Source organism: Arthrobacter ginsengisoli, assembly GCF_031456935.1.
GTDB classification, from domain to species: domain Bacteria; phylum Actinomycetota; class Actinomycetes; order Actinomycetales; family Micrococcaceae; genus Arthrobacter; species Arthrobacter ginsengisoli.
In genome coordinates this window covers 1-12,878 of record NZ_JAVDVQ010000027.1, presented here as the reverse complement: position 1 = coordinate 12,878, position 12,878 = coordinate 1, and the positions used below count along the sequence as shown (strand labels likewise).

Sequence of the window (12,878 nt, the reverse complement as noted above, 5' to 3'; positions counted from 1 at the left end):
GCAGGTCCTGTCCGCTGCCCGGGGCTGGCCCCGGCTGTGATCTGCGCTGTGTCTTACGCGCTGCGCAGGGCCCTGTCGCTCATGGAGCGGGATCCCCGCCCAACGGCCAAGGTGCCGGATTGCACGATTTCGCGGATGCCGAAAGGCTCGAGCACTGAGAGCAGTGCCGTGAGCTTTTCGGGGTGGCCCGTTGCCTCAATGACCACGGACTCGGTGGAGACGTCGACCACTGATGCGCGGAACAGGTCTGCGGCCTGGGTGACCTGCAGCCGTGTTGCGGCATCCGCACGGACCTTGACCAGGATGTGGTCGCGCTGTACGGAAGATTCGGCGGTGAGCTCAACGATCTTGATCACGTTGATCAGCTTGTTCAGCTGCTTGGTGATCTGTTCGATCAGCTCACCATCGGCGTCGACGACGACGGTCATCCGGGACATGCCCGGAACTTCGGTCGGGCCGACGGCCAGGGAGTTGATGTTGAAGGCCCGGCGGGCGAAGAGGCTGGCGACGCGGGTCAGCACTCCGGGCTTGTCTTCGACCAGAACGGACAGTGTGTGGCGGGTCATGTTCAGTCCTCCTCTTCCCATTCCGGGGTCATGTTGCGGGCAACCTGGATCTGGTCGTTGCTGACTCCGGCGGGGACCATCGGCCACACCATGGAGTTGGGGCTCACGACGAAGTCAATGACGACGGGGCGGTCGTTGATCTCCAGGGCCTTCTGGATGGTGGCGTCGATGTCCTCGTCGCGGTCGCAACGGAAGGAAGCGCAGCCGTAGGCCTCCGCCAGCTTGACGAAGTCCGGGATCCGGACGGTGTCGTGGCCGGTGTTGAGGTCGGTGTTGGAGTAGCGGCCCTCGTAGAACAGGGTCTGCCACTGCCGCACCATGCCGAGGGAGGAGTTGTTGATGATAGCGACCTTGATCGGGATCTTGTTGATCGCGCAGGTCGCCAGTTCCTGGTTGGTCATCTGGAAGCAGCCGTCGCCGTCGATCGCCCAGACCACACGGTCCGGTTCGCCCACCTTGGCGCCCATGGCCGCAGGCACGGCGTAGCCCATGGTGCCGGCCCCGCCGGAGTTCAGCCAGGCGTGCGGGCGTTCGTACTTGATGAACTGCGAGGCCCACATCTGGTGCTGGCCCACGCCCGCGACGTACACGCCTTCCGGGCCGGTGAGGGCGCCGATGCGTTCGATGACACGCTGCGGGGCGCTGAGGCCGTCGTCCGGCTCGGTCCAGCCCAGCGGGTAGGTCTCCTTGAGGTTGTTCAGGAAAGCCCACCAGTTGGTGTAATCCGGTGATCCGGAGACGGCGAACAGGGCGCGTAGGGCCTCGCTGAGTTCCGGAATGATTTCCTTGACCGAGCCCACGATCGGCACGTCGGCGGTACGGTTCTTCGAGATCTCGGCCGGGTCGATGTCCGCGTGGATGACCTTGGCGTTCGGGGCGAAGGACTTCAGTACGCCGGTCACCCGGTCATCGAAGCGTGCCCCGAGCGTGATCAGCAGGTCCGACTGCTGCAGGGCGGTCACAGCGGAGACCGTGCCGTGCATGCCCGGCATGCCGACATGCTGCGGGTGCGAGTCCGGGAACACGCCCCGGGCCATCAGGGTGGTGACCACGGGGGCGCCGGAGAGTTCAGCAAGCTCCAGCAGTTCCGCCGAGGCGTGCGCCTTGACGACGCCGCCGCCCACGTAGAGCACGGGCTTGCTGGCCGCCGCGATGAGCCTGGCGGCTTCGCGGACCTGCTTGTTGTGGCCCCGGAGCACCGGATGGTAGCCCGGCAGGTCGATCTTGGGCGGCCAGGAGAAGGTCATCTGGCCCTGCTGGGCGTCCTTGGCGACGTCCACCAGGACCGGACCCGGGCGGCCGGTCGAGGCCAGATGGAACGCCTCCGCCATCACATGCGGGATGTCGTTGGGGTCGGTCACCAGGAAGGAGTGCTTCGTGATCGGCATCGTGATGCCGACAATGTCCGCTTCCTGGAAGGCATCGGTGCCGATGACTCCACTGGAGACCTGTCCGGTGATCGCCACCATGGGCACGGAGTCCATGTGGGCATCCATGATGGCGGTAACGAGGTTGGTGGCACCCGGGCCCGAGGTAGCGATGCAGACGCCAACCCGTCCGGTGACCATGGCGTAGCCTTGCGCGGCGTGGCCGGCTCCCTGTTCGTGACGGACCAGAATGTGGTTCATTCGGGAAGCCATCAAGGGGTCATAGGTGGGCAGGATCGCGCCACCGGGCAAACCAAAAATATCGTCCACGCCGAGTTCTTCGAGCGAGCGGACAATTGCTTGTGAACCGGTCATCACCGTCGGGGGTACGACGTTGTTCGGCCCAAGGACAGGAGAGACGGCAGCAGTGTCGACGCCGGCGTCGGCCGGACGTTCGACGCGTTCCGAAGCCTTGGAGGCTCCAGCGGACTTAGTGGCCATCAGCGAGGGGCTGATCGGCGATCCTTTGCTCATCGGACTCTTCCTTTGTGGATCTATAAGTGGATCTTCGGTGATCGTGGAACTGCTCATGGTGCGTGATGCTGTGCTGCCGGTGCTGCGGAAATAAAAAAACCCCTCAGCCGGACGGCTCTTCGAGGGGTTTGCGCGTGACGGTTCGTTACCAGTTGCGGCTATGGAGCCACGCGCTTGGCAAGGACGACGACGACGCCGGCGGTAACGAATGCGATCATGAGTTCAGTTTTCCCTCTTAGTGAGACGCGTGTCAACGAGCCCGCGCCCTGTCTCACTATCTGGACTTCGTTGTCCACTGATTGAACTCATCCCCAACTAGCTCGCAGTTAAGGACCGCTTTGACCGCTCAAAACGGCCTCAAGTGCGAGCTAGTTGGGCCCAGCGCGTTCTAGCCGCAGTAGGCGCCGGTGGAGGCGCTGTGGACGAGCTTGGCGTACTTGGCGAGCACACCCTTGGTGAACTTGGCCGGGAGCGGCGCCCAGCCGACCTTGCGGGCTTCGAGCTCTGCCGCGTCGACCAGGAGGTCGAAGCTGCGGGCGGCGATGTCCACGCGGATCCGGTCGCCGTCCTTGACGAAGGCGATGGGGCCGCCGTCGACGGCTTCCGGGGCCACGTGGCCGATGCAGAGGCCCGTGGTTCCGCCGGAGAAGCGGCCGTCGGTCAGCAGCAGCACGTCCTTGCCCAGTCCAGCACCCTTGATGGCACCGGTGATGGCGAGCATTTCGCGCATGCCCGGTCCGCCCTTCGGGCCTTCGTAGCGGATGACGACGACGTCGCCGGCCTTGATCTGGCCCTTGTCGAGCGCATCCAAAGCACCCTGTTCACGTTCAAACACGCGCGCTGTTCCCTCAAAGACGTCGGCATCGAAGCCGGCGCTCTTCACGACGGCACCCTCGGGAGCCATGGTGCCGTGCAGGATCGTGATGCCGCCGGTCTTGTGGATGGGGTTGTCCATGGCCCGGAGGATCTTGCCGTCGAGGTCCGGCGGGTTGATCGCGGCCAGGTTCTCCGCGACAGTCTTGCCCGTGACCGTGAGGCAGTCCCCGTGCAGCAGGCCGGCGTCGAGCAGGGCCCGCATGATGACGGGCACGCCGCCGATCTTGTCGACGTCGGTCATCACGTAGCGGCCGAACGGCTTGAGGTCGCCCAGGTGCGGGATCTTGTCGCCGATGCGGTTGAAGTCAGCCAGGGTCAGTTCGACCTCCGCCTCGCGGGCGATGGCCAGCAGGTGCAGCACGGCGTTGGTGGAGCCGCCAAAGGCCATGGTCACGGCGATCGCGTTTTCGAACGCTTTCTTGGTCATGATGTCGCGGGCGGTGATGCCCTTGCGCAGGAGGTTGACCACGGCCTCGCCGGACTTGCGGGCGAATTCGTCGCGGCGGCGGTCCGCGGAGGGCGGCGCGGCCGAGCCGGGCAGGGACATGCCCAGGGCCTCGCCGATGCAGGCCATCGTGTTGGCGGTGTACATGCCGCCGCAGGCGCCTTCGCCTGGGCAGATCGCCTTTTCGATGCGAGTCAGGTCTTCCATGCTCATCTTGCCCGCGGCGCAGGCGCCCACGGCTTCGAAGGCGTCGATGAGGGTGACTTCCTTTTCGGAGCCGTCCTCCAGCTTGACCCAGCCGGGCATGATGGAGCCGGCGTAGAGGAAGACACTCGCGAGGTCCAGGCGGGCGGCCGCCATGAGCATGCCCGGGAGTGACTTGTCGCAGCCGGCCAGGAGCACGGAGCCATCGATGCGTTCTGCCTGCATGACAGTTTCCACGGAGTCGGCAATGACTTCGCGGGAAACCAGCGAGAAGTGCATGCCCTCATGGCCCATCGAGATGCCGTCCGAGACGGAAATGGTGCCGAACTGCATCGGGAACCCGCCGCCCGCGTGGACGCCTTCCTTGGCGCCCTGGGCAAGCCGGTTCAGGGAGAGGTTGCAGGGAGTGATCTCGTTCCAGGAGCTGGCCACGCCAATTTGCGGTTTGGCGAAATCGTCGTCACCCATGCCGACCGCCCGGAACATCCCGCGCGCGGGCGCGGCGTGGATCCCATCAGTCACGACCCGGCTGCGGGGCTTGATATCCGGTTTGGTCTCTGTCGCTGTCTGGGTGTCCTCACTCATGGCTCAAAGTCTAGGGCTCCCCCGCGGGGCCCAACGACCCGGACAGGCGCATTAAGCGGAAAACCGGGAATGTTTCAGCCAAATAGTGGACATCCGTCTCACCTAATGGACCATTTGGGCGGGGCGGCTCAATTCAGGTGAGCGGCGTCACGCAATTCCGGGGCTTCGGCGACGGAACGGGCCTCGGCCCTGAGCAGGGCGAGCACCTGCTGGATAGTGGTCCGGGCGGCGACGTCGGGGCGGGCCAGGGCGACGATGCTGCGGCTTGCCTTCACGCCGGCCAGCGGGCGCAGCACGAAACCCCGTCCCTGGTTTTTCAGGGCCGTGTAGCGCGGCAGCAGGCTGAGCCCGTGCCCGGCGCTGACCAGCGCCTCGAGGACCCGCAGATCGGGGAAGGTCTGGGCACGAACCGCGGGGGAATCGGCCTGCACTTCGATCTGGCGGAGCACTGTGTCGAACGGGAACCCCTCCGGTACTCCCATCCACGGGAATCCGATCACGTCTTCTGCCCGCAGCGTTGTCTTGCCTGCGAGCGCGTGTCCTTCGGGGATCGCGACGTCGAGGGGCTCGTCCAGGAGCGGGACGACCGTCAGCCCGAGCCGGGCAAAAACATCGGGCCCATCGACGCTGTGCGCCAGCACGATGTCGTAGTCGGCCGTCAGACCGGCAAATCCGGCCACATTGGGATCCTCGAAATGCGCCTCAAAACGGAGACCATCGATGGCCTTGACGCGGTGCAGGAGGCCGGGGAGGAACATCTCGGCTGCGCTCGGAAAGAAGGCTGCCCTGACATGCGTCTGCCAGCCGCGCCGGTAGGTGTCGATCGTGGCTTCCGCACGGGCCATGGCTGTGGATACCTCGGCGGCGGCGCCCGCCATTGCGATTCCGGCCTCGGTCAGACGTACGCCCCTGCCCGATTTCCTGACCAGGACGACCCCGAGCTCCTCCTGAAGGGTCTTGAGCTGCTGCGAGACGGCAGAGGGCGTCACGTTCATTGCCTCAGCCGTGGCGCCGACCGTGCCGCGGTCAGCCAGCTCCCGGAGAATCCGCAGTCTCTTGAAATCCATGAGGAGAGGCTACAGGGCGGCGGACTGGAGGCTGGACAGCCCCCTTCGGGCAGACGTACCGTCAAGCAACGGCAACCTTGCCTTATGGACAGAAAGGCTCTGCTATGGATTGGATCATCTGGCTCGTTGTCATCGTGGTGATCGTCGCCATCGTCTGGTGGCTGCTGAAGCGCAACAGCTCGCGTTCGGCTGGCAAAGGGACCGCCGCCACCGGGACCGCCGCCACAGACGATTCCGCACCTCCTCAACTGCACGACACCGGCCGCGACCCGACTCACCGCGGAGCCATGTCCGGCGGCGGTTCCGCAGCTTCAGCATCGGCAGCAGGCCTGGCCTGGATGCCCACGTCGGCGGGTTTCAGCCACGCCGATCCCGAAGTCGGACAGGAACCCGAACCCGATCCCATTGCCACCGCTGAGGATGCTGCAGTCGCTGACGCGCACGCGGCAGCACGGGCAGCGGCACTCGCGGAGGCCAGGGAGGCTGAAGCAAAGGGCACAGCGGCGGGCGCAGCGGCGACACCTGCCGCCGCGGGCGCTGCGGCGTCGGGCGCTGACGTGGCCCCGGCAGTGGAGAGCCCGGAATGGGAAACCCAATGGTCTGAGACGCCGCCGGCGGAAACGCATACAGCCCCGCACCCGGAGCCAGGCCACGGCGCCCAAACCGACCACGCGCGGGAAGCCCCCACGGCCGGGACAGCTGCAGCGGCAGGCGCCCCGGTGCACCATGTGGAATATACGGAGCCCCATGCCCCGACCCTCCCCGGCGCCGAATCAGCCGCGGCCGAAACTGAAGTTGAGGCCGGGACCGGGGCTGGCTTCGATGCGAAGGCCGCAGAAGGCCGGACTGCCGCGCCGACAGCCTCGCTGCAGGAAATGCCGCCGTCGCAGGCTCCGGCCGAAACGGCCGCAGCCCATGCGGCCGAACCCGCCGGCCACCTCGCCGTCGACCAGCCATACGGCGAGGGATCGGCGGCACCGGCCGCGGACGGCAGCGGACCCGAGGGTTTCACGGTCAAGGGCAACGCTTCCTCGATGATCTACCACGACGAGACCAGCCCCGCGTTCGAGGAAACCCGCGCCGAGGTCTGGTTCCTGTCTCCTGCCCACGCCGAGGCGGCCGGCTTCCGCCCCCCGCGCCGGACCAGGCAGTAGCCACGCCAGGGGCGCCGAGCTGCCGGATGCAGTCCGGTGTGCAGATGACGGGGACAGCGGCCGGGCGCAGCGGCACAACCGCTGCCCCCCGCCGGTCGTTGGCTGGCCGGCCCGCGGACCGGCTGCGGTGGTTGGGAATTGCGGCCGCCGCCGCGATCCTGCTGGGCGGCTGCACCGCCGGCGACGGGGACCGCGCCCCCGTACCGCCCGGCACCGTTCCCCCTGCCAGCGGCGGCCCCGCGACCTCAAGCCCGGCGGGGAGCAGCCGGGATGGCGGTGAGCCGACGGTTGCCGGAAGGATCGACGCCGAACTGCAGGTGCCGTGGTCCACGGTGTTCCTGCCCGACGGCACCGCCGTCATTTCTGAACGCGACAGTGCCCTGCTGAGGACCATCGCGCCCGGCCCAGGCGCCGGCCGGGCCGGAACCCTGGGGAAAGTTCCCGACGTCGTCCCCGGCGGTGAAGGCGGGCTGTTGGGGCTGGCACTGTCCCCGGACTTTGCCACGGACCGGTACCTTTACGCCTACTTCACCTCGGCAAGTGACAACCGGATCGCGCGGCTGCGCCTTGAGGAGAGTGCCGGGGTGCTGGAACTGGGGGGCCCGGAGGTAATCTTCACCGGTATCCCCAAGGCGTCCACGCACAACGGCGGGCGGATCCGGTTCGGGCCCGACGGCCTGCTGTACGTCGGCACCGGTGATTCGCAGCGCCGCGGACAGCCCCAGGACCCCGACGCCCTCGGCGGCAAGATCCTGCGCATCACGCCAGAGGGGCGTCCCGCGCCGGGGAATCCCATCGCTGGCAACCCCGTGTACAGCCTGGGCCACCGCAACGTCCAGGGACTCGCTTGGGACAGCGCCGGCCGGTTGTGGGCAAGCGAGTTCGGCCCCGACGTCGACGACGAACTAAACCTGATCGTGCCGGGCGGCAACTACGGCTGGCCGGAGGTAACTGGCGCCCCGCACCGCTCCGGCTTCCTGGACGCAAAGGTCGTGTGGCCGTCGACGGCGGATTCCTCGCCCAGCGGGCTCGAAATAGTCGGCGACACGGCCTATCTGGGCGCCCTCCGCGGACAACGGCTGTGGGCGGTTCCGCTGAACGGCGAATTCGCCGGAGATCCTGTGAGCTATTTCACAAGGACGTACGGGAGGATCAGGAACGTTTCACTGGCTCCGGACGGCCGCCTGTGGGTACTCAGCAACAATAAAAACCCTGATTTTGTGCTGGTTTTGCAGCTGCCAGACTAGGCCCCGAGACAGCCCCCGGCCCGATTTCACACTCCGCCCAAACTCGTGTAGAGTTTCATGTCGTTGCGGAGAACAACGCGGGAACAAAAAGCCCGCGGGAACAGAAACAACAGATGCACCTCTAGCTCAACTGGCAGAGCAATTGACTCTTAATCAATGGGTTCCGGGTTCGAGTCCCGGGGGGTGCACCAACGAACAAACCCCGTCTTTACTGGCCTAGCGGCTGGCAAAGGCGGGGTTTTGTTTTGCCCAGATTGCACCTGAGTGGCCACTTACGGGCTATTTATTCTGACCGGCCTTCCGGCGGCGGAAGCCAAAGGAGCCCCAAGCCGGCCGAAAGGGCCACGGGAATGATCGGCGGCCGACCCACTTGTCAGCGAGGAAGCGGTCTCTGTCAATTGAGTTGGCGCCAGCGGCTGGTTACGACAGCGACGAAGCGCCCATGGCAGTGGAAGCCGAATTCAATATCTTCACGGATTTCAACCAGTTCATAGTCCTCGATTCCACCGCGGACTGGGCTGATCCTCTTTGAGAAATGGACTGATGAAACCGTCGAAGCCATGTTCGTGCAAGGCGACGGCTACGTCGCCATCGGCACCATGCGCAACCTCTATGCACCCGTCATCATCCGTTTGAGAGCGACCGCCCCCTGACCGCTGGCAACGTCGACAGAACCGCCCACGGGGTCCTGAACGTGCCGAGCGGGGTGCTGCGGGTGTCCGGGGCAACCCATAACAGCCTCAGCGGCGGAACACTGCAAGTGCCTCCCGGCAAGTACCGTGTTTTGGTGGAATATCTCAACCTCGGATCCATGGATGATTACGGGGTCGAAGGTGACGACCACTACGTCGTTACGCTCGCAAAGTCGGATAAGTGACCGGCCGGCGCCAGGCCGGCTAACCGCTGATTCAGGTCAGGTATCTGCGGGGCCGTGAGGTGCGGGGGCTGTCCCGCCGGGCGGTGTCGGGGCATCGCCAGGCTGAGGCCTCTCCCCGGGCCTGGGACTCAGCAGGCCGAGCAGCAACCCTGCGAAGGCCATGGAAATGGCAATGAGGCCAAAAATGTGGGGCAAGAGGCTCTCGCTTCCCGCCAGGTCCGGCAGGCCAACCAGCAGCGCCGGAGCGCCGACCGCGAAAGTCACCGGCCAGCCCTGGCCTCTCACGCGCGCCCAGATAGCGGCAGCGGCCGAGGTGACTGTCCCAAGGAAGATCAGAGTGTGCCCGGACTTCGCGCGCACAAAGGCGTCCGGGTATCCGAACAGAAAGAGCGTCAGGTACAGACCCCACACGGTCAGCACAATAGAGGCAATGACCAGCGTGGCCCACGCGGCGGCCCGCCACCTGTACTTCGCACGGGCGTTCACCGTGCTGCGTTCTGCAGCCGGCTGGTGGACAGCGCCGGGGCCGCCTCGCGGCACGTTGCGGTCCCGTCCCGGCGCAGCATGACCGCATCCAGGGCGGTGTACTTCCGCACCGGGGCCGTCTCGGCGGCGAGTCGGACGATGTGGCGTGGTTCGTCCAGGCTGACCAGGTAGGCACTGCCGGAGGAAGTCCGCACGCTGTAGGCGCCAGCCATATCGTCGGTGAGCTCCAGGATAGGGTCCATGGCCCGGATCCTACCGGCAATCGGGTCGGGCTAATTCACCGCCGCGTCGTGGCCCTGAGCCTGATGCCCCAGACATTCATTCATGAACAACTCCGCACCGCAGATCGAGGACTTCGCCCGGCATGGGAATGGCGGCCCGCCCGGCTCGCCACGCCGCAGGATCAGCCCCAGGCAGCCCATGGCTGTCGCGACCGGGGCCCCATATGAACCCGGTCAGGCGGAAAAGATGTCTGCCCTCGCGGCCCTGCCACAAGTCCCAGGCGCTGGTCGTCGACCGCTTATGTGTTGAGCTCACGGTGGAGCCGGGTCCGGGCACTGTTTTCGATGAGGGTCGGGATGTAGATTCTGATCCGTCCGGTGTCCAGAGAGTCGTATTCCTCCGTGACAATTCCTTCAATGCGGTGCCGGGGCGCTGCCGGATAGCGGGCGGCGAGACGATCCACAACCTTACGAATGATCGGTTCCTTCTCTTCATCGCTCACTATCTCAGTTTGAGTCAGGGTGTTTTCGGCGTCAATCAATATTGCCCGCGTGCGCCCCCGCGACGGCCGGGCTGCGGATTCGGGAGGACGGACCGCTACGTTGCGGCGTGCCGCTCTGCATTGCGGGTCATGCGTTCGAGAACGCTGCAAGCAATCGCATACTCATCCGCTCCAATGCCTGCCGTAAGCTCGCGGCGGGTGGCTTCCACCAGCCCGGATGCCTCGGAATGCAGTGCGGAGCCGGCCTCGGTCAGGGCGAGGCGACCATCCAGCAGGAGCACGAGCCTCTTTCGAACCAGCGCGGCCATGTCCCGCTCCTGCGCGTCCCCGCCGTCCGCTGCTATGAAGGGGCGCAGGACATTCCCGACTTCCGCAACGGTGGCGGGGCCTGAATGCAAGGCGTTGATTACCTGCCACTGTCGTCTGGTCAGGCGCAGACGGGCGAGTGTGGAATCGAGTTGTGCCTCCAGCGACGCATCCAGCCGCTTGATCCAGTATCCGATAGGCCTGTTCACCCTGCCATCGTTGCAGGATCCTTCCCCTAGGCCAACGCCTGAACTGTTTCCACCGTTAGGACTCGACCTCGGGGTTCTCTGCACGCCGAGGGCACGGTGGCTGTCCGCCGACACTCGACTGACCGCCTCTCCCCCGGGTGAACTTGTATCTACATGCCGGGAATATCCAGTGCCTGGAATACCTGAATCGACGCACCAGGCATCATCACGTGCGGGTGTCGATCCATCAGCGCGACGGCCCGCTCGACACTATCCGCCTCAAGCACCGAGTAGCCGCCGACGTTTGCGTTCGCCGCGGACACTCCTGCCTGGGTAATTTCCTGCGGCTGGTGTCCGTCATGGCGCAGGGACCGGACCTTGCCGCCCGGCCCACCGGATAGCTTTCTGGCTTCCAGGCCGCCGCCCCGCGATCCGCGTCAGTGGGCGGAGCGCCCGACAGTGACAAGCAGGTCCCCGACCTGGCAGTCCAATGCTTCGCAGATCGCAGCGAGCGTGGAGAACCTGATTGCCCTTGCCCGGTCGTTCTTGAGCACCGACAGGTTCACCAGACTCACACCGACCCGCTTACTGAGCTCCGTCAGGGTCATGCCCCGCGCCTCCAGGAGTTCATCGAGGCGGCAGTGAATACCAGACGAGTCCTCCGCTGGCATCAGACCAGCCCCTCCGTGTCTTTCTGAAGACCACGGCCGAACTGGAAGACGCCGGCGACCAGCACCAGGACGATGCCCACTACGAAGGGCGCGACGTTGAAGTGAGCCCAGAAGATGTGTGACTCCCCCGGAGTGCGCGCGTTGACCCCGATCATTTCCGCAAGCCGGCTGCGTGCACTGGAGTCAAGGACCTGCCCCACGGTCCCGCACAAGGCGAGGATGGCGCCGCAGGAAGCGACGATCCATGCGGATGCGGGTGTGAACAGGATCTCGCTCCGGAGCCGGTGTGCAAGCAGAAACACCAGCGCAAGGACGGCCAGGAACCCCATCTGGTTCAGCGAATCCGCCCATGCCAGCAGCGTTGCCGGCCCCGAAGGAAGCTCAGGGATGGACGCCTCCAGGGTTGTGAAGTGCCCGGTTGCCCCCTGCGTGAGGCCCGTGGCGGCGTGATGTGCCGTCGCCACCGGAAGTGCCAGCGCCACAGGCCCGCGGGTGTAGCCGATGAGACCGGAAACCGTCATCCCAGTCGTGAAGAGGGCAACGGCCACCGAAGCGATCATGAGCACGAGGGCATCCGTCTTGGAAACGATCTTCCTCCGGCCGTTCTGCAGCCGGGCATCATGGTTCGCAAGTTTCATCGGTCCCCCCGAGGTTTATCGACATTCATTAATAACGACAATCGATAAACTATCCGTTCATAGGCCCCGCAGTCAACGGCAGTCAGCCCAGCGTCTTTTCCCGGGAATGCGTCAGGATGGCGACTGCAGGCTATTCTCGGTCGAAAGCGCCGTCGGCGTGGGCCCGGATGGCTCCGATTACCGGCGCGGACCCCTGGGTGCGGTAAATATCGATTGGCCGGGCCCGCAAGTGTATTTCGTGGCCGCACATCCAGAGCATGGCCTGGGCAGGCGTGAAAGCGCTATGCAGATGGCACACCAGGGCGTCCAGGTCCGCAAGCTGGAGTCGGCCGTTCGTATCCGGCGCATCCTGGCCCGAGGCCCAGCGGTCCAGCAGTTCCACACTTACGCCCAGCAGAGGTGCGGCGGCATCGGTGCCCAGAGAATTTATGAGCCGCTCGGCGATTGCCTTTGGGCTGTAGCCCGGGGCGTCCCGCAACTCCGCGAGACTAGCGAAAACTGTGGTGGCAGATAGCTCCGGTTCTTCTGCGCCCGTGTCCTGTAGCTGTTCCATGTCGCCATGCTAGGTATTGGCGTCGACGCGGAGTAGGGCCGGATGGACCTCCTGAAGGATGGTCCTGCCCGCTGCGGGGCAAGCCAGCTCAGGAACCCTGCCGGACCGCGACTGCCAGCTGGAAGTGGATGGGCAATGCCAGCTGGACCGGGGAAGCGCCGACAGGCTCATCGAGCAGCTCGTTGATGGAGGTCTGCCCGTCCAGCTCCTCAGTCAGAATCGCGTCCATCCCTTGAGCCTATGCGCAGCACACACCCGCGCCCGGGAGGGACACGGGGCCGGAAAAGGACAGCCCTCTAGATGATTAAGTCCTATTGGTTTTAGTGGTCGTAGGCGATGAGTGAGCGCTTGCGGGGTGCGTTGATGCGCCAGTTGTGCCAGATGCCGGCG

General features: G+C 65.6%; 15 protein-coding genes and 1 tRNA gene. 3 read left to right on the top strand and 13 right to left on the bottom strand.

Annotated features, from left to right (window positions below):
- Positions 1–53: 53 nt before the first annotated feature.
- The 4 genes from ilvN to J2X01_RS19405 all read right to left on the bottom strand — a co-directional run bounded on the left by ilvN (position 54) and on the right by J2X01_RS19405 (position 5,644).
- Positions 54–566 (bottom strand): acetolactate synthase small subunit, encoded by a 513-nt coding sequence (gene ilvN / locus J2X01_RS19420; RefSeq protein WP_310061339.1) that lies wholly within the window; start codon positions 564–566, stop codon positions 54–56.
- Between the two features lie 2 nt (positions 567–568).
- Positions 569–2,467, bottom strand: a complete 1,899-nt coding sequence (locus J2X01_RS19415; RefSeq protein WP_310061338.1) for an acetolactate synthase large subunit — start codon at positions 2,465–2,467, stop codon at positions 569–571.
- Positions 2,468–2,855: 388 nt separating this feature from the next.
- Positions 2,856–4,577 carry a dihydroxy-acid dehydratase gene (ilvD, locus tag J2X01_RS19410; RefSeq protein ID WP_310061337.1) on the bottom strand — a complete coding sequence of 574 codons (1,722 nt, stop codon included), beginning with the start codon at positions 4,575–4,577 and terminating at the stop codon, positions 2,856–2,858.
- Between the two features lie 128 nt (positions 4,578–4,705).
- Positions 4,706–5,644: a LysR family transcriptional regulator gene (locus J2X01_RS19405; RefSeq protein WP_310061336.1), complete on the bottom strand. Its 939-nt coding sequence runs from the start codon at positions 5,642–5,644 to the stop codon at positions 4,706–4,708.
- Between the two features lie 104 nt (positions 5,645–5,748).
- On the opposite strand from J2X01_RS19405, the gene J2X01_RS19400 reads away from it, so the two are divergent.
- The 3 genes from J2X01_RS19400 (at position 5,749) to J2X01_RS19390 (ending at position 8,236) form a co-directional block, all read left to right on the top strand.
- The gene (locus J2X01_RS19400) at positions 5,749–6,798 is read left to right on the top strand and encodes a sunset domain-containing protein (protein ID WP_310061335.1); all 1,050 of its coding nucleotides are present in this window, start codon (positions 5,749–5,751) and stop codon (positions 6,796–6,798) included.
- Positions 6,799–6,842: 44 nt separating this feature from the next.
- Positions 6,843–8,045 carry a PQQ-dependent sugar dehydrogenase gene (locus J2X01_RS19395; RefSeq protein ID WP_310061333.1) on the top strand — a complete coding sequence of 401 codons (1,203 nt, stop codon included), beginning with the start codon at positions 6,843–6,845 and terminating at the stop codon, positions 8,043–8,045.
- A gap of 115 nt (positions 8,046–8,160) precedes the next feature.
- Positions 8,161–8,236 (top strand) — tRNA-Lys (locus J2X01_RS19390).
- A gap of 722 nt (positions 8,237–8,958) precedes the next feature.
- On the opposite strand, the gene J2X01_RS19385 is transcribed toward J2X01_RS19390, so the two are convergent.
- From J2X01_RS19385 to J2X01_RS19345, 9 genes are all read right to left on the bottom strand, one after another.
- On the bottom strand, positions 8,959–9,408 hold the full coding sequence (locus J2X01_RS19385) for a hypothetical protein (RefSeq protein WP_310061331.1): 450 nt from the start codon (positions 9,406–9,408) through the stop codon (positions 8,959–8,961).
- A complete protein-coding gene (locus J2X01_RS19380; RefSeq protein ID WP_310061329.1) occupies positions 9,405–9,650 on the bottom strand; it encodes a hypothetical protein in 246 nt (81 codons plus the stop codon). Before J2X01_RS19380 ends, J2X01_RS19385 begins: the two co-directional genes overlap by 4 nt.
- A 278-nt stretch (positions 9,651–9,928) precedes the next feature.
- Positions 9,929–10,132 (bottom strand): three-helix bundle dimerization domain-containing protein, encoded by a 204-nt coding sequence (locus tag J2X01_RS19375; protein WP_310061326.1) that lies wholly within the window; start codon positions 10,130–10,132, stop codon positions 9,929–9,931.
- 95 nt (positions 10,133–10,227) lie between these two features.
- Positions 10,228–10,647, bottom strand: a complete 420-nt coding sequence (locus tag J2X01_RS19370) for a winged helix DNA-binding protein (protein WP_310061323.1) — start codon at positions 10,645–10,647, stop codon at positions 10,228–10,230.
- Between the two features lie 149 nt (positions 10,648–10,796).
- Positions 10,797–10,949, bottom strand: coding sequence for a YciI family protein (locus tag J2X01_RS19365; RefSeq protein WP_310061321.1), 153 nt, complete (start codon positions 10,947–10,949; stop codon positions 10,797–10,799).
- Positions 10,950–11,063: 114 nt separating this feature from the next.
- A complete protein-coding gene (locus tag J2X01_RS19360) occupies positions 11,064–11,297 on the bottom strand; it encodes a helix-turn-helix domain-containing protein (protein ID WP_310061318.1) in 234 nt (77 codons plus the stop codon).
- On the bottom strand, positions 11,297–11,935 hold the full coding sequence (locus J2X01_RS19355; protein ID WP_310061317.1) for a hypothetical protein: 639 nt from the start codon (positions 11,933–11,935) through the stop codon (positions 11,297–11,299). Before J2X01_RS19355 ends, J2X01_RS19360 begins: the two co-directional genes overlap by 1 nt.
- A gap of 130 nt (positions 11,936–12,065) precedes the next feature.
- Entirely contained in the window at positions 12,066–12,488 is a 423-nt protein-coding gene (locus J2X01_RS19350) for a hypothetical protein (protein ID WP_310061315.1), read from the bottom strand.
- 88 nt (positions 12,489–12,576) lie between these two features.
- Complete coding sequence (locus J2X01_RS19345; RefSeq protein ID WP_310061313.1) at positions 12,577–12,717, bottom strand: hypothetical protein; 141 nt, start codon at positions 12,715–12,717, stop codon at positions 12,577–12,579.
- Positions 12,718–12,878 lie beyond the last annotated feature (161 nt).